The organism is Streptomyces sp. NPDC059398 (assembly GCF_042751845.1).
In the GTDB taxonomy this organism is placed as follows: domain Bacteria; phylum Actinomycetota; class Actinomycetes; order Streptomycetales; family Streptomycetaceae; genus Streptomyces.
In genome coordinates this window covers 12,974-31,843 of sequence record NZ_JBHYWP010000018.1, presented here as the reverse complement: position 1 = coordinate 31,843, position 18,870 = coordinate 12,974, and the positions used below count along the sequence as shown (strand labels likewise).

Sequence of the window (18,870 nt, the reverse complement as noted above, 5' to 3'; positions counted from 1 at the left end):
CCAGAAGCATATGTGGAAATGCGGCAACGTCCTGCGTCGACCAGGAGAGGCATTCCCGCTCCATGGCGTAGATGAACAGAATTGCTCAGCCAGAAGTCAGTTTCGGACTTCAACAGGACGCAGGCCGGGCTCATATAGCCATGGGCGCTCCGCCGTGTCACTCTCGAATGCCCGGCCCATAGCGGGCCGGACCGGCGGAGGGACGCTGGTGGAGTGTGAGATTCGACTTTCAGGATCGGTGGAGGTAGGGGCCGCCGGCCGGCCCGGTGATCTCGGTTCCACCAAAACGCGGCTGGCGCTCGCCGCCCTGGCCTGGGACGCGAGCCGTACCGTGGGCGTGGACACGCTGGTCCACCGGATCTGGGACGAGAATCCGCCCGCAAAGGCCAGAGAAGCCCTGCATGTTCATGTCTCGCGCATCAGACGGGCCCTGAGGGCCGCAGGGGACGGGGCACCCCAGGTCGTCAGCCGTACGAACGCGTATGTGCTGGACATCGACCCCGACCGGGTGGACCTGCGCCGCTACACGAGCTGTGTCGAGCAGGCGCGTTCTCTGCGGGACAGCGGCGACGGGACCGAGGCGATGCGTCTGCTGGACGCGGCGGCGGGCCTCTGGCGCGGTGAACCGCTGGCCGGAATGGCCGGGGACTGGGCTGCCGCACTGCGCGGCACGGTCGGTGAGAGCCGTCTCGCGGGCGCCCGGGTGTACGCCGAAATCCTCATGGAGGCGGGGAAGTTCGCCGAGGCCGTCCCGGTACTGATGCCGCTCTTCGGTGAGCACCCGGTCGACGAGGCGCTGGCCGAGCAGCTCGCCCTCGCCCTCTACGGCAGCAGCCGCGCCGCCGAGGCGACCAGGCTGCTGCAACGGACGCGGCAGCGCGTCGTCCGTGACATCGGCCTGGACGCGGGACGGCGGCTGCGCCGGGTGCACCAGGGCATCCTCTCGGGCACCCCGGCCGCTGCGCTGCTCCTGCGGGCCGGCAGCGGAACGCACCGGCCCTCACGCCCCGGGCGCGTGGTCCCGGACAACCTGCCGCGCGACATCCCATGGGTGGGGCGCCGGGACGAACTGCGGCAGCTGACCGCCGCGCTCTGTGAGGGGGACGGCACCACCGCGCCCGTCGTGCGGATCGAGGCGATCGACGGGATGGGGGGTGTGGGAAAGACATCCATGGCGGTCCATCTCGGGCACCAACTGCGGGAACGGTTCCCGGACGGCAGGATTTACATACATCTGCGAGGACATGTCTCCGGGCGGGCGCCGCTGACAGCTGCCCATGCCCTCACCGAACTGCTGCGGCTGCTCGACATACCGGCTGTCGAACTGCCCGACGGTGAGGAGGAGTTGAGTTCCCTGTGGCGGGCCTCCGTACGGGACCGCCGGATGGTGGTGATCCTGGACGACGCCGCTGGACCGGCCCAGGTCCGGCCCCTGCTTCCGGGCGCGTCCCCGACGGCGGTCATCGTCACCAGCCGGCAGCGGCTTCCCGGCCTCCCGGGTGTCCGGCCCGTCTCGCTCGACGTGCTGCCGCGCGGGGATGCGATCGCGCTCTTCGAGCAGCGGCTCGGCGGACGCGGCGGCACCGGCCGGGGCGGCACCGGCCGGGGCGCGGACATCGAGCGAATAGTTCGTATATGCGACTATCTGCCCCTCGCTATCGAACTGGTGGCGAGCCGGCTGCTGCTCCGGCCGTCGTGGACCACGGCCGACCTCCTTGAGCAGTTGACCGGCGGCAGCGGAGAGCTTTCCGAAATGCGGGACGGGGAAAGATCGGTCTCCCATGTGTTCGCCCAGTCCTACCGTGCGCTGACCCCGGTCCAGCAGTTGGTGTTCCGCCGTATCGGTCTGCACTTCGGGCTGGAATTCGATACGTATGCGGTCGTCGCGCTCACCGGTCTCCCTTTCGGTACGGCCGCGCGCGCGGTCGAGGAACTCCACGCCCACCACCTCATTACCGAGCCCTCACCGCACCGCTTCACCCTGCATGATCTGCTGCGTGCGTACGCCCGTACGCTGATCGATGACGAGTCCGAATTACGTGACGATCCCGGTGCGGAACTCCATACCGATTCCGATTCCGTTTCCGGTGCTGATCCCGATTCCGGTTCCGGCGTCCGTACGGTGCGTGTGGACAGCCGGGACGACTCCCGTAGGGCGCTCGAACGGCTGGTGGATCATTACCTGCGTCTCGCCGTCCGTGCCGACCGGCTCGCCTACCCCTTCCGTTCGCGTATCGCCGCCGCTTCCGGACTCCCCGAGTCACCCGGACCCGAGATGCCCGACGCGCATGCGGCCGAGCAGTGGCTGATCACCGAGGGCGCCAACGTGCTGGCGGCGCTCGACCGGGTCCGCAGGCATGGTTCGGAACGCCAACTCGCCCTCTGCGCCAACATATTGGCCGGTTTTTTGGATGTGGAGGGCCACCTCGGCACCGCGGAACCGCTGCTGCGCCGAGCTGTGGAGCACTGGCGCGCCACGGGCGACGACGCGGCGCGGGCGCGTGCGCTTCTCGATCTGAGCGGGGTCTGTGTCCACCGCGGTGAGTACGGGGAGGGGCACGCGACGGCCTCGGAGGCCCTGGGGATCGCGCGGGCCCTCGGCGATTCGGAGCTGGAGAGCGAATCGATCCACCAACTGTCGATTCCGCTCTGGCACACCGGACAGTACGTTCTTGCGCAGACGCTGCAGGAAAGGTCACTGAGTCTGCGGCTGCAGTCGAATGACGCCGTCCAGGTAGGGCGCAGCTACAATCTTCTCGGTATTACCCATCTCCATCTGGACCATGACGAAACGGCGCTCGACTATTTCCTCCGCGCCCTTGTCGTATTCACGGACGCGGCCGATGACAGGGGGAGATACCGAACCCTCAACAACGTCGCGGAGCTGAGGCAGAAGAGTGGCGATCTGGAAGCCGCCGAACGTGCTTACCGAGAAGCCATAGATCTCTCCAAGGCAATGGTGGGAAGAGGAGACCGCGCCACACTCCAGATGAATCTCGCGAGTGTTCTGGCCGCTCTCGGAAAAACCGAGGAAGCCCTCGTCCTCTATGGAAAGTCGCTGCCGGCGCTGCGGGGCGTGGGGGACCTCAGAGGGGAGGGCGTCGCCCTCAACGGCACCGGCCGGGCCTACCGCGCGGCCGGCCTCGCCGAGCGGGCTCTGCCTCAGCACATCGCCGCTCTCGCGGTGATGCGGCGGATCGGCGCCGCAGGTGAAGTAGCCGGAGTTCTTTACGACTTGGCCCAGGCCGAGCAGGACACCGGGCGTATCGGCCAGGTCGCGGTGCACCTGGAGGAGAGTCTGTCGATCAGCCGCCGGATCGGCGCGCGTTCCGACGAGACCCGCGCCCTGAAGGCGCTCGGCCGACTGGGCCGGCGCAGGGGTTGAGCGACCCCGACTGCGGCCGTCCGGATGGTTTCCCGGGGCTGGACCGATGAATTCGAGAGGTTCACAGCGCCCATATGCGAGGAGTGGGTGATTTAGGTCGATCATGGGATCCGGTGGCGGGTCCCGTGTGTCGGACGGGCGTCTTGGTAGGGATAAGATTGCGGCGAGAGGGTGAAGGCGCCGCTTCTCCTCGGGGTGAATGCGTCGTGCGCTCGCACGCGTCTGGATGAGACCGCCGACGCAAGAGGTATTCCCGGTGCAATTTCTGAGGGCGAACGAATCGATTCGGGCTGCCCGCACACAATACAGGTGGGTGAACGTGACGCTTTTCTGTACCGCTTTTGTATGCATGACCTATGTCCTGACGGGGATATCTCAGATACATCCATCAGCTGTTTCCTGAAAGGCCTGTACCTTTCCCCGCCGGAGCTCGGCGCAGCTCGCCGGTGCCCCGGCGGGAAGGCCGACCGGGGCCCGGAGCGGGTCACACTCAGGGTCCCCAAGGGCCCGCACGCTCCCCCCTCGTCAGAGGACCTCGCCCGTGGTGCGCCGGTAGGTGGAGCGGCGGTCGTCGATCTCGGCCCAGCGGTCCCCGTAGAAGCTCCGGGTGATGCCGGGCTCCCGCAGGAAGTCGTGCGGGAAGCCGAGCGGCACGGCGCTCACCTCGTCCAGACGGGCCAGGGCTCCGGCGTCCAGGCGGACATCGACCGAGGCCAGATTGTCCGTCAGCTGGTTCTCCCTGGTGGCCGCGACGATGGGGATGACATTGCCCGGCCGGCTGCGCAGCCAGGCCAGTGCCACCTGGGCCGGGGACCAGCCGCCCTGCTCGGCCACCTCCAGTACCGCGGTGATCACGGCGTCCTCGTGGTCGTTCCGGCCGTCCGCGCCTGAGCCGTCCAGGCGGCCGGTCTCACCCCTGCGGTACTTGCCGGTGAGCTTGCCCGCCGCGAGCGGCGCCCAGGCCAGTACTGCCAGGTCGAAGGCGCGGGCCTGCGGCAGGAGCTCGCGCTCCGGTGTGCGCTCCAGCAGGTTGTAGCGGAGCTGGGAGCCCGCGAAGGAGGTCCAGCCGCGCAGTTCGGCCAGGGTGTTCGCCTGTGCGATCTCCCAGGCCGGCCAGTCCGAAACGCCGATGTACTGCACCTTTCCCGACCTGACCAGATCGTCCAGGGCGCGCATCACCTCGTCGACCGGGGTGAAGTTGTCGCGGGCGTGCACCCACAGGACGTCCACCCGGTCGGTGCGCAGCCGGCCGAGGCTGGCCTCCACCGACCGCACCAGGTTCTTGCGGTGGTTGCCCGCCGAGTTGACGTCGTCGGGGTCGGTCGTGCAGCTGTACTTGGTCGCCAGCACGAACCGGTCCCTGCGCCCCTCCAGCAGTTCCCCGAGAATGAGCTCCGAACTGCCCTCGGTGTAGTTGTTGGCGGTGTCGATGAAGTTGCCGCCCGCCTCCGCGTAGGCGTTGACGATGCGAGCGCTCGTCTCCTTGTCGGCGCCCCAGCCCCACTCCTCGCCGATGGTCATGGCGCCCAGGCTGAGCTCGCTGACGCGCAGACCGGTCCTGCCGAACAGTGTGTAACGCATGGTGTTCCCCTCGGTCGGGTGGGTGGCCGCCGGTTCCGTCCGGGTTCCGTCCGCGGCCCCGGTCCAGGCCCGTCCGTGACGCTAGGTGCTGGAGCGCACTTCAGCGCAAGCCCCGTCCGGCCCGCAGGCGAAGCCGGATGCCGCCCAGCCGCCCCGGCCGGATGCGCGCCGCGTTCCGGCGGTCGACCATGGAGGTCAGGGCGTCCGCCGTCCCGCCCCTGGAGGTCCCCTGTGTGCGCCGATGCGCCGGATGTTCCGCCCCCGCTGGGTCTGGAGAGCCTGGAATCGCTGTTCGCGGGTACCCCGGCGGGAATCTGCGTGCTCGACACGGAGCTGCGCTATCTGTACGTCAATCCGGCTCTCGAACGGATGAATGGCATTTCGGCCGCCGGGCATCTCGGCCGGACCGTCGAGGACATTCTTCCCGAGCTGGACGTCCCGTCGGACCTCCTGCGCGGTGTGCTCGCCGACGGCCGGGCCCGGGACCTGGCGACCAGCGGCCGGACCCCCGCGTCGGACCGTCCGGAGCCGCGGTTCTGGCAGGGCGCCTGTCACCGTGTGGAGCAGGACGGGGAGGTCCGGGGGCTTGTCCTGATCGTGCTGGAAGTGCTGGCGCCGCGCCGCAGGCAGGTGGAGTACGAACGGGTCAGCCGGCATCTGTCGATGCTGGACACGGCCGCCAACCTGATCGGCACCACGCTCGACATGAATACGACCTGCGGCGAGCTGGCCGACTTCGTGGTCCCCGAACTGGCCGATGTGGCGAGCGTCGAGGTGTTCGCCCCGGAGATCGGCCAGGAGGTGCGTCCGCCGCCCGCCGGGGTGGTCCGGCTGCGTAGGGCGGGCATGGCGACCGTGCCGGAACTCGCCGATGCGGTAAGGCAGTTCGGCGAACCGGGGCAGTACGCCGACTACCAGTCGGGCGGAACCATCGGGCGCTGTCTGGAGACGAACCAGCCGGTCCTGCAGAACCTCTCCACCGACGCCGAGCTGACCGCGTCCGCCCCCAGCCCGGAGCGGGTCGCCGTCTACCGGGCCCTCGGCTTCCACTCGGTGTGCGTCGTGCCGCTGACCTCCCGGGGGCGCCCGCTGGGCTGCCTGGCGCTGGTACGGGCCGGTGACTCACCCGCCTTCACCGACCAGGACGTGGTGGTGGCCCGGGAGCTGGCGGTCCGGGCCGCCGTCGATCTCGATCACGCCCGCCGCTACACGCGGGAGCACGGAATCGCCCTGGAACTGCAGCGCGCCCTGCTCTCCGAGCCGCGCAAACCGCATCCGCACATCGAGGTCGCCACCCGCTATCTGCCGGTCGGCCAGGGGGCGGAGGTGGGCGGCGACTGGTTCGACGTCGTACCCCTGTCGGACGCACGCCATCTGAAGGTCATGGGCGATGTGATGGGCCACGGGGTCGACGCCGCCGTGGCGATGAGCCACTACCGCTCCATGGTGCGGCTCCTCGCCCAGGACGACCTCCCGCCGCACGTCATCCTGGAGCGGCTCGATCTGATGGTGGAGAAGGCGGGCATCGACCGGGCTGCCACCTGTCTGCTGGCGGTCGTGGACCGCTTCCGGGGGGAGTGCCAGGTGGCGAGCGCCGGTCATCTGCCGCCGGTGTTCATCGACCGGGGGGAGCAGGCCGTGATCGCCGACATCCCGGTCGGGCCGCCGCTCGGCACCGGGCTCGGCGGCTATGAGACCGTCTCGCTGCCCTGCGGCCCGGGGACGGTCCTGTTCATGTACACCGACGGCCTGGTGGAGCGCCGGGGCGAGGACATCGATGTGTCCGTCGGCCGGCTGGCGAGTCTGCGTCTTCCGGTCGGCGGGACCCTGGAGGGTCTCCTGGACGACGTACTCGACCGGTTCGGCCGGGACGCCACGGACGACATCGCGGTCCTCGCGTCCCGGATCCGCTCCGGGAGAGCCGGGACGTAGGACGGGTTCGCCGGGGCGGGCGGCCGACGGGTCGGATGGCCGTCAGGTCGGATGGCCGGCCGCCGGGCCGGATGCGCCGGGCCGGGGTGGATGTACGGCGGTCAGACGTTCTCCGCCTGGAACATCCAGCGCTGCTTCTCCAGTTCGGCGGTGAGACCGATCAGCAGGTCCTGGCTCACCGGGTCCGCCTGGTCGGTCGCGGCGATCGCGCTGCGCAGCCGGGTGATCGCCCCGCCCAGCGCGTCCACCAGCAGCGCCACGACATCGTCGTCGGTGATCCAGCCGGTCGCCGGCTCCGGCAGTTCGCTCGTCTTGGCCAGCGCGGCGATACGCCCGTCGGGCGGTACGCCGATGGCGGAGGACCGTTCGGCGACGGTGTCCGCGTAGTCGCGGGCGGTGGTGACCACCTCGTCGAGCTGGAGGTGGACGGAGCGGAAGCGCGGCCCCACCACATTCCAGTGCACCTGCTTCGCGAGCAGGGAGAGGCCGAGCAGGTCGACCAGGGCGCCCTGGAGCGCCTTCCCGGTGGTCTCACGTGCCGCATCGGGCAGGGTGCTCTTCACGGTGGCAGTCATAGTGCCTGCACTCCTTACGTCGGTTGCCTCGTACGTCGGTTGCCTCGTACGTCGACGCGCTGTACCTCGTCGCGCCGTACTGCGGTGTCGCGTTGTACGGCGTTTCCGGATACTGCGTGTCCGACCAACCGCGTACCCGGGGAGACGGCGGACATTCTTCGCGTCGCACTCCGGTCATTTCGCGTCCCGTGCCGGGCGTCCCTCGCCGTGCGTCCCGCGTGCTGTGCGACCCGTGCTGTGCGTCATCTGCCGTGCGTCATTTCGCGTCCGCGTAACACTCGACCACCGCCGTCGTGAACGGGAACCGCACCGGTGTCTCCCCGAAGGCGATCCGCCCGGCGAGCTCACCGGCCGCCCGGATCGCCTCGACCACCCGCGGTGCCTCGTCCGCCGGGCAGTGCACGATCACCTCGTCGTGCTGGAAGAAGACCAGCTCGGCGCGGAGACCCCCGGTGTGGAGGGCGCGGCGCAGTGCGGCCAGCATCAGCAGTGCCCAGTCGGCCGCGCTGCCCTGCACCACGAAATTCCGGGTGAACCGGCCCCAGGCCCGTGCGTCCGGCGCGTGCGCCCTGCCCGACGGCCGGTCCGCACGGGACTCACCGTCGGGCGCCGGCTCCTCCTGCGGGATGCCCGCTTCGTCGCCGTCATCGGCCCCGGCCGCCGGTGGGCTGGTCCGGCCGAGCCAGGTCCGTACGAGCCGGCCCTCCTCGCCGGCTCTCGCCGCGTCGTCGACGTAGGCCACGGCTGCCGGGAACCGCCGCCGCAGCGCCGCGAGATTCTTCAGGCCGTCCCCCGACGTCTGGCCGTAGACCGCGCCGAGCAGCGCGAGCTTGGCGTGGTCCCGGTCGCCGCTGAACGCCCGGTCGGAGAGGGCCGAGTAGAGATCCCCCTCGTGTCCGGCCACCTCCATCAACCCGGGGTCGCGGGAGACCGCCGCCAGCACCCTGGGCTCCATCTGGGCGGCGTCGGCCACCACCAGACGCCAGCCCTCGTCGGCGACGACCGCCCGCCGGATCACCTTCGGGATCTGCAGTGCCCCGCCGCCGTTGGTGGTCCAGCGCCCGGAGACCGTCCCGCCCGGCTGGTACTCCGGGCGGAAGCGCCCGTCCCGCACCCAGTCCTGGAGCCAGGACCAGCCGTTGGCCGTCCAGATCCGGTAGAGCTTCTTGTACTGGAGAAGGGGCGGGACCGCCGGATGCGCGATGCCCTCGATCTCCCAGCGGCGGGTCGACTTCACCCGGATCCCGGCCTGTGCGAACGCCTTGACGACATCGGCCGCCAGCTCCGGTCTGACCCGGCGCCCGAAGGCCGCCGACACCTCGTCCGCCAGCTCCGCCATCCGGCGCGGCTCCCCGCCGCCCGCATACCGCTCCCCGAGCAGTTCGTCCAGGACGGCCCGGTGCACATCGGCCCGCCACGGCAGGCCGTCCCGGTGCATCTCGGCCGCCACCAGCATCCCCGCCGACTCCGACGCGGTCAGCAGCCGCATCCGGTCCGGGTGGACGGTGGTCCCGTACCGGCCGAGCTGGTCCGCGTACACCTCCAGGAGCGCGCTCAACTCCATGGGTACGGGGGCCGGTTCGAAGAGGGAGGACTGTGCGCCGGGCTCGGCCGACCGGGGGCGCGGATCGGGCGGCACGGGCGCCCGGTGCAGCCGGGCCCAGGCCGCCGCGGCCGACCGGGGCTCGCCGTACCGCCCGGCGTGGCCGAGCAGCAGCAGCTCCGCGGACTCGATGTCGTAACACCGCTCGACCCGCACCCCGGCCGCGAGCAGCCGCGGATAGATCTCGGCGGTCGAACGCCACACCCACCGGCCGACGCCGGGTCTGGCCCGCACCGCCTCGGCCAGATCCGGCTCGTACACCACGTCCCCTGCGGGCAGCCCGTCGCCGCCGAGTGGCGCGAGGTGTGCCCCGCCGCCCTCCGCCGTCGCCAGAGCCCACCGTTCGGTCATGCGAGCGAGTCTTGCAGCCGCCACTGACAATCCGCCGGAGCCGGAGCCGGAGCCGGAGCCGGTGGCGGGAGAGGGAGAGCCGTACGAAAGGCGGGCGGGGGCGGGAGCGGTCACGATCGATGGTGGGACACGGAAATCGATGCTGGGAAACGGAAGAAGTGCACCGGCGGTGTGGTTCTACCGGCCGGGTGCCGCCGGACCCGGGCATACGCCCCCCCGCGACTCACCTGCTCACCCACCCACATCTCACTCAGCCACATCTCACTCACCCACACCGGCTCACCGACCGAGGGAGACACCATGGAAGCGATCGTGTTCGAGGAGTTCGGCGGCCCCGAGGTGCTGCGGCTCAGGGAGACCGCCGAGCCGCACGCGGGCCCCGGCCAGGTCCGCCTGAAGGTGGCCGCCGCCGGGGTGAACGCTCTCGACCACAAGATCCGCAGCGGCTGGGCGAAGGACATGTTCCCGACCCCGCTGCCCGCGGTTCCCGGGGTGGAGGTCGCCGGGACCGTGGACGAGATCGGTGAAGGCGTCACCGGGGTCGCGCCCGGCGACGAGGTGGTGGGCTGGAGCGTCACGGGCGGGTACGCGCCGTACGCGCTCTCCGAGTCCTTCGCGCCCAAGCCCGACGCGCTCTGCTGGGAGGCCGCGGCCGCGCTGCCGGTGGCCGGTGAGACGTCGGAGCGCGTCCTGAATCTGCTGGACCTCAGGAACGGCGAGACACTGCTGGTCAACGGCGGTGCCGGCGCGGTCGGTTCGCTCGCCGTCCAGCTCGCGGCGGCCCGTGGAGCGACCGTCGTCGCCACCGCTTCCGAGGCCAACCACGACTACCTCCGGACGCTGGGTGCGACGCCCGTGACGTACGGCGAGGGACTCGTGGAGCGGGTCCGCGCCGTCGCCCCGCAGGGCGTGGACGCGGTCTTCGACGTGGCGGGCAAGGGGGCGCTCCCGGACGCGATCGAGCTGCGCGGCGGTACGACGGACCGGGTCGTCACCATCTCCGACCCGGCCGCACGGGAGCTGGGCGTGGTCTTCAGCGGGGGCGCCATGTCCGCCGACGCGGAGACGATCCTGGCGCGGCAGGCGGAACAGGCGGCGGACGGCACACTGCGGGTCGAGGTGGCGAAGGTCCTGCCGCTGGAGCAGGCGGAACAGGCTCAGCGGCTGAGCGAGGAGGGGCACGTACGGGGAAAGCTGGTGCTGAAGGTGTGAGACGGCGCTGGGTCCGGTCGGTCGGACAGCCACCCGGTCACCTGTCCACAGGCTGTGGACAAAGGATCCCGCCCGGATCTGCCGGATCTGCCGGATCGGGCCTGCCGGGCCTGCCGGGCCTGCTGGGTCCGGCGGGGCTGCCAGGGCTGCCGGACCGTCCGGTGCCGCGGGTCCGACGCCGTACAGGGTGATGACCTCACCGTAGGCGCGACGCACTGCGGCGCCCCGCACGCCGGCGTCGGCGGCCGTGTCCATGGGCGGCGGTGTCCACGGCCGCCCATGCTCCCGTTCCCGGCCGCCGGGCGGGAACGGGGAGGGCCGGACCTACCCTTGGCGCATGGAGAACGTATGGAACCGGTGATCGACCGGGCCTTCGCCGCGGCCCTCTACAGCGAGGGCGACGCGGGCCTGGACACCGGAGCCTCCCTGCTCGCGGCGGACCCGGCGGCCGACGCCGAGCTGGACCGGCGCGGTGCGGAGTTCCTGCGCCGGGCCTGGCGGCGCGGGTGGCAGCCCGCCGATGTGGTACGGCTCGTCCGGCGCGATCTGGCCGACCGGCATGTCCGGCTGCTGACCGCGCTGATCACGGCGGAGGTACGCACGTACCAGCGGCTGCCGCCGCGCTGGCGGGCCCAGCTCGACGCGCTGGACACACCCCCCTGGGAGGCCGACCGCTTCTCGTACGCGACCGCCCTCCTGGAGCTGTACCGGCTGCTCCTGCGGCTCCCGGCCATCGAACCGTTGGGTCCCGTCCCGGGTGCGGACGTGCTCCTTCCGCCGCACCACCACGCCGAGCCCCGCGCGCTCGGCCGGATCCGCGCGCTGCTGGCCAAGGCCGAGGCGACGCAGTACGCGGCGGAGGCGGAGGCGCTCAGCGGGAAGGCACAGGAGCTGATGGCCCGGCACAGCATCGACGAGGCGCGGCTCGCGGCCGACGGCCACCGTACGGACACCCCGGCGGCCTGCCGGATCGGCGTCGACGCCCCGTACGAGACGGCCAAGGCGGTCCTGCTGGACGCGGTCGCCACCGCGAACCGCTGCCGCGCGGTCTGGAACAGCGCGTTCGGCTTCTCGACGGTCGTCGGCTTCGAACCCGACCTGGAGGTGACCGAGCTGCTCCATACCTCGCTCCTGGTCCAGGGGATGGCCGCGATGACCCGCGCGGAGGCGGCGCAGCGTGCGGGCGGGCGCAAGCGGACGAAGACGTTCCGGCAGTCGTTCCTGACCGCGTACGCCAGCAGGCTCGGTCACCGGCTCGCCAGGGCCACCGACCAGGTGACGGCGGACGAGGCCGGTTCGCTCCTGCCGGTGCTCGCGGAGCGGGATGTGGCCGTGGTCTCGGAGGCGGACCGGATGTTCCCCGAGACCACCGTGAGCCGGGTGCGGGGCGTCTCGGACGAGGCGGGCTGGCTGGACGGCACGGCGGCGGCGGACGCGGCGGGGCTGGGGCCTGCGGCGGGCGCGGTGGGGCCGGCGCCCCGGATGCGCTGACGCGGCGGAGATGGTGCCCCCGCGCCCGCTGACGCGGCGGAGATGGTGCCCCCGCGCCCGCTGACGCGGCGGAGATGGTGCCCCCGCGCCCGCTGACGCGGCGGGGCCGGTGCCTGCTGACGTGACGGCCGGGAGTGCTGACGTGGTGCCCCGGACGGCGCTGACGCGACAGGGCCGGCGCCCCGGCCGCGCTGACGCGGTGGCCCGGGGCCCGGCCATGCGCCCGATATGTACCGGTATCCCGCTACGCTCAGCTCCATGCGCTGGCTCCGGGCCCTGTATGCGACCGCCCGCTCCGGGCTGAGGATCGAACAGCGGCGCCTGGAACCGCTCATCGCCTTCCGCGGCGCCGCCGGCCTCGCCCTGGTGGTTCTGCTCAGCCTCGACATCTTCGGCCCCGCCGTCGCCGCCAGCTCCGCCTTCGGCGCGTTCCAGGCGGCCATCGCCAGCTTCCAGCGCAGCTGGCGCGCCCGGCCCGTCCTCGCGCTGTTCTCGGGCGGGACGCTCGCCGTATCGACCTTCATCGGCTACCTCAGCGCCGTGCACACCGCCCTGTTCACGGCCCTGATCGCGCTCTGGGCGCTGCTGGCGGGGCTGGCCTGGGCCGTCGGGCCCACCGCCGGGATCATCGCCGCGTCCAACGTCGCGATGATGCTGGTGACCGTCACCCTCCCCACCTCCGTGCCGGCCGCGGCCGGCCACGCCGCGATGATCGCCTGCGGCGGGATCGTCCAGGCCGGGCTGATCGTCCTCTTCCCGGTCCGCAGATGGGGAGCCCAGCGCGACGCACTCGCCGACGCGCTGACCGCCGAGGCCGACTACGCCCGCAGGCTGTGCCAGGACCCGCTCGCCCCCTTCGACCCCGAGCCGTTCGTGACGGCGCGCAGCGCCGCCGCCGTCACCCGCAGGGAGGCCCGCAGGCGCCCCGCCGAACTGCACGGCACCCGCGGTGTCGCCGAGCGGGTCAGACCCGTGCTCGCCTCACTCGCCGACCCCGCCGTGGGCGCCGCGCCGGAAGGGCCCGAGCGCGAACGGGTGCGGGAACTCCTGGCCGCTGCGGGCTCCGTGCTCGACTCCGCGGCCCACGCCGTCCGGTACGGCGAACCGGTGGTCATCTCCGCCCCCGCCCTGTCCGTACTGGAGGCCCCCGACAACTCCGACGTGCTCACCGGACCCGCCCGCCGTGCCGCCGCCCGGCTGGCGACGCTGTTGCGCGGTGTCGTCGAGACGGCCAGGGGCCAGGGCACCACGGCCGACGCCGAGCCGCTGGTGCGGCCCTCGCTGGTACGGATGGCGCCGGTCGTGCTGCGGACCATGCGCAAGGAGCTGCGCAGTCACGACTCACCCGTCCTGCGCCACGCGATCCGCACCGCCGTGGTCGCCGCGGTGGGCTATCTCATCGGCGCCGCCCTGCCGTTCGGGCACGGCTACTGGGTGCCGCTGGCCTCCGTGATGGTGATGCGGCCGGCCTTCACCCAGACGTACGGCCGCGCCGTCGCGCGCTTCGGCGGCACCCTCGTCGGGGTCGCGGTCGCCACCGCCGTCGTCCGGCTGGCACATCCGGGGCCCTACCCGTCCGGCGCGCTCGCGGTGGTCAGCGCGGGGCTGATGTTCCTGCTGATGCGCACGGGGTACGCGGCCGGCTCGGCCTGCGTCTCCGCCTATGTCGTCTTCCTCCTCGACATGAGCGGCCTCGCGGTCGGCCAGACCGTACGGGACCGGGTGCTGCTCACCCTGATCGGCGGGCTGCTCGCGATGGTCGCGTACGCCGTCTATCCGGCCTGGGAGACCCCCAGGCTGCGCAACCGGCTCGCCGACTGGCTGCTCGCCGACGGTCGTTACGCGGCGGCGGTCGTCGCCCACTACGCCGACCCGGCCGGCGCCCGCAGGACCGATGTGCGCGACGCGGTGATCGCCGCGCGTGCCGCCCGTATCGCCTGGCAGGAGGCCCTGGAGCGGGCCACCCATGAACCGGTGCGCCACCGCGGCCTCTCCCGCCCGGTGGCCGAGGGGGCGGAGGAGGCGATGGCGCAGCTGGGCCGGGCCGCCATGCTGATGGAGGCCCATCTGCCCGGCCGCTCCACCACACCCGTACCGGCGGCGCGCGAGGTGGCGGACGCGCTGCTCCACGCGGTCGAGCGGGGTGCCAGGGACATCCGCCAGCGGCGGGTTCCGCACTGGGACGAGGTGCGCGAGAACCTGGCGGCATGGGACAGCGAGGGCGTACCCGACCAGGTCGTACGCGGCGGGGCGGGTCTGCTCCTCGACACCCTGGACCAGCTCACCGCCGCCCTGGACGAAGAGCCGGCCCGGCCGCGTCCCGACCCGGACGAAAAGCCATCGAGAAGGCCCTCCGGAAAGCCCTGAACAAACCCTGAACAAACCCTGAACAAGGCCCCTCAGAAGGCTCCGCAGAAGGCCCTGGGAAAAGCCCTAGAGGTGGGGCATCTTCAGCCCGTCCGGGAGCTTCCCGCCGTCGGTCCTCCTGAAGGTGTCCTTGATCCCGGCCTCCCACGACACCTTCATGATGCCGCCGTCGGCGGACTCGATCGTCCCCATGGTGCGGTCGTTGTTGCCGTCGGGGCACTTGAGGGTCAGCATCGGCTTCCCCATGTCGGCGACCACGCCGGTGCAGACATGCTGCCCCGCGATGGCGGCCTGCTTGCCCTGGATCACCAGCGCGGTGGACTTGCCGTCGGTCATGGCGAGCCAGCTGCCCTCCATGCCCGCGGCCTTCGCACCCGCACCGCCGCCACCCGTGCCACCCGTGGACGCGGACGGCGCCGGGGCCGCGGTGTGCGCGCCCTTGTCCTGGGACGCGTCGGAGCTCTTGCCGTCACTGCTGGAACATCCGCTGATCACGAGCGCAGCCGTAAGCCCGGCGACCGCGAGGCCGGTGGTACGTACGAACCTGTTCACTTCTTCCCCCTGGGTGTGGTTGACGGAACGCGACAAGCTACCAGGGAGCCGGATCGGGGGAACGGCGCGTCTCCGTGCATGAGAAACGTTTCATCGGCAAAGCTGTAGTGGAATGACCACCCCGCGTGCACGTGCATCTGCTCATGCATCGGCACATGAACACAGCTATGATCCTGGACAGTTGACAGCTGTACTTCCGCACGCCCGTACCGCTGCTCCGTACTCCGCTACTCCGTACTTCTGCACTACCCGGGAGCGACCTGTGCACCACGCATACAACGGCATGGCGGCAACAGAGCTCCACGGGGTCGTCTGGCAGAAGAGCGAGCTGAGCAACTCGCAGGGCGCGTGCGTGGAGTTCGCCAGGCTGCCCGGCGGTGACGTGGCGGTACGCAACTCACGCCACCCCGAAGGACCGGCCCTCGTCTACACCCCGGCCGAGATCGCGGCGATGCTGCACGGCGCGAAGGCGGGGGAGTTCGACCACCTGGTCGCGGAACAGGGCTGACCGGGAGCTGCGGTTGGCCCCCGCCCTGCTCCCCTGCTCCCCTACTCCCCCTGGAGCCGGAACAGCGCCCAGACCACCTTGCCGTGCAGCGTTCCCGCCAGCGGGTGCCAGCCCCAGCTGTCCGCGAAGGACTCGACCAGGAAGAGGCCCCGGCCCGACTCCGCCGCGAAGTCGTCCGACGGGCGGGCGGCGGGGGTGCCGTCGCTCGGGTCGCGTACCGCGCACACCAGACGGGAGGTCCACCGCATCAGGTGCAGCCGCACCGGGGCGTCCTCGTCGCGCGGGGTGTCGGTCGGCAGGGCGTGGCGCAGGGCGTTGGTGACGAGTTCGGAGACGACCAGCGCCACATCGTCGAAGCGGTCACCGAGGTCCCAGTTCAGGAGCGTCGACCTGGTGAAGTGCCGGGCCCCCCGCACCGCTTCGAACCTCGGCGGCAGGGCGCAGGAGGCGGAGCTGGACACGGCCAAGGGGTCGATGGGAGGAAGGCCCTGCTTCAACGGCTCGTCGAGCATGGTCGATCCATCCGTCCCCATGCGAGGCACTCCCCGGTTTCGCGGCCGTAGCCAGCGTGCGGTGGTACGAGAACGCAGGTGCGCGGGGCCCATGGTTCCGAATGCGCACGGCAGATGCAAGGGCAGATGCACGTGCACGCGCCGGACTTGAGCGGCCCGTGCCGGTTCTGGTGCATTTCTTCCTGCACTCCTGTCACACCCGTCCGTCGATCGCCCGCCGGGCTTTGCTCTTTCTGTAATCGATCGAGTACAGGGCGGAGCGTTTTAGTGGCAGACTGCCCCCCACATCACGACCGGGGAGGGTTGGAAAGTGTCAGCAGGCGAGTCCTGGGGTTCTTCCCAGACGCTGAGCACCGGAGGTGGGTCCGTCGTGCGGCGCATCCTCCTGGGCTCACAGCTCAGACGGCTGCGCGATTCACTCGGGATCACCCGGGAGGCCGCCGGATACTCGATCCGGGCCTCGGAATCCAAGATCAGCCGTATGGAGTTGGGACGGGTGAGCTTCAAGTCCAGGGACGTCGAGGACCTCCTCACGCTCTACGGAGTCCTCGACGCGACCGAGCGCGAGGCACTGCTGGGACTGGCCAAGGAGGCCAACCTCGCCGGCTGGTGGCACAGTTACGGCGATGTGCTGCCGGGCTGGTTCCAGACGTACATCGGTCTCGAAGGCGCCGCTTCACTGATCCGCGCCTACGAAGTCCAGTTCGTACACGGCCTGTTGCAGACCGAGGCGTACGCCCACGCCGTCGTCACCCGGGGCAACCCCACCGCGTCGGACGCCGACATCGACCGCCGGGTCGCGCTGCGCCTCGAACGGCAGAAGGTCCTGGTGGCCGAGCACGCCCCGCAGCTGCACGCCGTGCTCGACGAGTCGGCGCTGCGCCGTCCGTACGGTAAACGGGACGTGATGCGGGCGCAGTTGGAGCACCTCATCGAGATCTCCGAGATGCAGAACGTCACGCTCCAGGTGATGCCGTTCAGCTTCGGCGGCCACGCGGGCGAGAGCGGATCGTTCGCGATGCTGCGCTTCCCGGAGTCCGATCTGTCGGACCTCGTCTATCTGGAGCAGCTCACCGGCTCCCTCTACCTCGACAAGGCCGACGAAGTCGCCCAGTACGAAAGGGCCATGACGCAGCTTCAGCAGGACAGCCCGCCCCAGGAAGACACCCGCTCCATCATCAGGGACATCCTCCGCACCACCTGAAACGCACGTACGATGAGATGCCATCAGGCCTATGGCGTCATGAGCATCTGCGCGCGCGGCAGCGGCAGTTAGGGATCTCCATGTCCTTCTTCAGCGAGCTGGCTCTTCAGTACATCGACGGTGAGTGGAAGCCGGGCAGCGGCTCCTGGGACATCATCGACTTCAATCCGTACGACGAGACGAAGCTCGCGTCGATCACGGTGGCCACGGCCGCCGAGGTGGACCAGGCGTACCGCGCCGCCGAACGCGCCCAGGTGGCCTGGGCCGGGACGAACCCCTACACCCGCCGTACCGTCTTCGAACGCGCCCTGCGCATCATCGAGGAGCGCGAGGACGAGATAGCCGACGCCATCGTCACCGAGCTGGGCGGCACCCGGCTGAAGGCGGCCTTCGAGCTGCACCTCACCAAGGAGTTCCTGCGCGAGGCCGTCCAGCTGGCGCTGCGCCCCGAGGGCCGCATCATGCCCTCGCCCGTCGACGGCAAGGAGAACCGCGTCTACCGCGTCCCGGTCGGCGTGGTCGGGGTCATCAGCCCGTTCAACTTCCCGTTCCTGCTCTCCATGAAGTCGGTCGCCCCGGCCCTCGCGCTCGGCAACGCCGTGGTCCTCAAGCCGCACCAGTCCACCCCGGTCTGTGGCGGCACCCTGGTGGCGAAGGTGCTGGAGGACGCGGGGCTGCCGGCGGGCCTGCTGAACGTGGTGGTCACGGACATCGCCGAGATCGGCGACGCGCTGCTCACCCACCCGGTGCCCAAGGTCATCTCCTTCACCGGCTCCGACCGGGTCGGCCAGCACGTCGCCACGGTCTGCGCCGCCCACTTCAAGCACGCCGTGCTCGAACTCGGCGGCAACAGCGCCCTGATCGTCCTTGACGACGCCGACATCGACTACGCGGTCGACGCGGCGGTCTTCAGCCGGTACGTGCACCAGGGCCAGGTCTGCATGGCCGCCAACCGCATCCTGGTGGACCGCCGGGTGGAGCGGGAGTTCACCGAGAAGTTCGTCGCCAGGGTGCGGACCCTGAGGACCGGCGACCCCGCCGACCCGGCCACCCACATCGGCCCGCTCATCAACACCAGGCAGGCCGAGGCCGTCACGGCGCTGGTCGAGCAGGCGGTGGCCGCCGGAGCGACGGCCCTGGTGCACGGGGACACCGAGGGCAGCCTGGTCTCGCCCTCGGTCCTGACCGGTCTGGCCCCCGGCTCCCCGCTGCTCCAGCAGGAGATCTTCGGACCGGTGGCGCTGCTCGTGCCGTTCGACGGGGAGGACGAGGCGGTCCGTATCGCCAACGACACCCCGTACGGGCTGAGCGGCGCGGTGCACACCGGGGACGTGGAGCGCGGTGTCCGGCTGGCCAGGCGGGTCCGTACCGGGATGATCCACATCAACGACAGCACCGTGCACGACGAGCCGGTCGTCCCCTTCGGCGGCGAGAAGCGCTCCGGGCTCGGGCGGCTGAACGGCGACTCGATGGTCGACGCCTTCACCACACAGCAGTGGATCTCCATCCAGCACGGGCGCAGCGGGTTCCCGTTCTGACAGCGCGGTGCCCGCTTCCGGGGCCGGGCCCGGCCGTACCGGGGGACGAGCTCTAGGCT

The 18,870-nt window shown here is 71.1% G+C and carries 13 protein-coding genes; 8 read left to right on the top strand and 5 right to left on the bottom strand.

Going from position 1 to position 18,870, the window contains the following annotated elements; translation table 11 throughout:
* Nucleotides 1-238: 238 nt before the first annotated feature.
* Nucleotides 239-3,385, top strand: coding sequence for a tetratricopeptide repeat protein (locus ACFXBC_RS09265; protein ID WP_385020658.1), 3,147 nt, complete (start codon nucleotides 239-241; stop codon nucleotides 3,383-3,385).
* Between the two features lie 525 nt (nucleotides 3,386-3,910).
* Here the strand turns inward: ACFXBC_RS09265 and ACFXBC_RS09260 are convergent.
* On the bottom strand, nucleotides 3,911-4,966 hold the full coding sequence (locus tag ACFXBC_RS09260; RefSeq protein ID WP_385020655.1) for an aldo/keto reductase: 1,056 nt from the start codon (nucleotides 4,964-4,966) through the stop codon (nucleotides 3,911-3,913).
* A 231-nt stretch (nucleotides 4,967-5,197) separates the two neighbouring features.
* On the opposite strand from ACFXBC_RS09260, the gene ACFXBC_RS09255 reads away from it, so the two are divergent.
* Nucleotides 5,198-6,898, top strand: a complete 1,701-nt coding sequence (locus ACFXBC_RS09255) for a SpoIIE family protein phosphatase (protein ID WP_385020652.1) — start codon at nucleotides 5,198-5,200, stop codon at nucleotides 6,896-6,898.
* 101 nt (nucleotides 6,899-6,999) lie between these two features.
* Here the strand turns inward: ACFXBC_RS09255 and ACFXBC_RS09250 are convergent, their stop codons facing one another.
* Complete coding sequence (locus ACFXBC_RS09250) at nucleotides 7,000-7,473, bottom strand: DNA starvation/stationary phase protection protein (RefSeq protein WP_385020650.1); 474 nt, start codon at nucleotides 7,471-7,473, stop codon at nucleotides 7,000-7,002.
* Nucleotides 7,474-7,729: 256 nt separating this feature from the next.
* Nucleotides 7,730-9,427, bottom strand: a complete 1,698-nt coding sequence (locus tag ACFXBC_RS09245; protein ID WP_385020646.1) for a bifunctional 3'-5' exonuclease/DNA polymerase — start codon at nucleotides 9,425-9,427, stop codon at nucleotides 7,730-7,732.
* Between the two features lie 300 nt (nucleotides 9,428-9,727).
* Here ACFXBC_RS09245 and ACFXBC_RS09240 point away from each other — a divergent pair, with 300 nt between their 5' ends.
* The 3 genes from ACFXBC_RS09240 (at nucleotide 9,728) to ACFXBC_RS09230 (ending at nucleotide 14,497) form a co-directional block, all read left to right on the top strand.
* Complete coding sequence (locus ACFXBC_RS09240; RefSeq protein ID WP_385020642.1) at nucleotides 9,728-10,639, top strand: NADP-dependent oxidoreductase; 912 nt, start codon at nucleotides 9,728-9,730, stop codon at nucleotides 10,637-10,639.
* Nucleotides 10,640-10,987: 348 nt separating this feature from the next.
* Nucleotides 10,988-12,130 (top strand): DUF2786 domain-containing protein, encoded by a 1,143-nt coding sequence (locus ACFXBC_RS09235; protein WP_385020639.1) that lies wholly within the window; start codon nucleotides 10,988-10,990, stop codon nucleotides 12,128-12,130.
* A gap of 258 nt (nucleotides 12,131-12,388) precedes the next feature.
* Nucleotides 12,389-14,497, top strand: coding sequence for an FUSC family protein (locus ACFXBC_RS09230; RefSeq protein WP_385020636.1), 2,109 nt, complete (start codon nucleotides 12,389-12,391; stop codon nucleotides 14,495-14,497).
* 66 nt (nucleotides 14,498-14,563) lie between these two features.
* Here ACFXBC_RS09230 and ACFXBC_RS09225 read toward each other — a convergent pair whose 3' ends face one another.
* Nucleotides 14,564-15,049: a hypothetical protein gene (locus ACFXBC_RS09225; protein ID WP_385020633.1), complete on the bottom strand. Its 486-nt coding sequence runs from the start codon at nucleotides 15,047-15,049 to the stop codon at nucleotides 14,564-14,566.
* Nucleotides 15,050-15,311: 262 nt separating this feature from the next.
* Here ACFXBC_RS09225 and ACFXBC_RS09220 point away from each other — a divergent pair, with 262 nt between their 5' ends.
* Nucleotides 15,312-15,557, top strand: coding sequence for a DUF397 domain-containing protein (locus ACFXBC_RS09220; protein WP_385020630.1), 246 nt, complete (start codon nucleotides 15,312-15,314; stop codon nucleotides 15,555-15,557).
* 41 nt (nucleotides 15,558-15,598) lie between these two features.
* On the opposite strand, the gene ACFXBC_RS09215 is transcribed toward ACFXBC_RS09220, so the two are convergent.
* Nucleotides 15,599-16,090, bottom strand: a complete 492-nt coding sequence (locus tag ACFXBC_RS09215) for an ATP-binding protein (protein WP_385020627.1) — start codon at nucleotides 16,088-16,090, stop codon at nucleotides 15,599-15,601.
* A gap of 289 nt (nucleotides 16,091-16,379) precedes the next feature.
* Here ACFXBC_RS09215 and ACFXBC_RS09210 point away from each other — a divergent pair, with 289 nt between their 5' ends.
* Together ACFXBC_RS09210 and ACFXBC_RS09205 are read left to right on the top strand one after the other, a co-directional pair.
* Entirely contained in the window at nucleotides 16,380-17,273 is an 894-nt protein-coding gene (locus tag ACFXBC_RS09210; RefSeq protein ID WP_385020624.1) for a helix-turn-helix domain-containing protein, read from the top strand.
* Between the two features lie 80 nt (nucleotides 17,274-17,353).
* Complete coding sequence (locus ACFXBC_RS09205; protein WP_385020621.1) at nucleotides 17,354-18,811, top strand: aldehyde dehydrogenase family protein; 1,458 nt, start codon at nucleotides 17,354-17,356, stop codon at nucleotides 18,809-18,811.
* The last annotated feature ends 59 nt before the right edge of the window (nucleotides 18,812-18,870 follow it).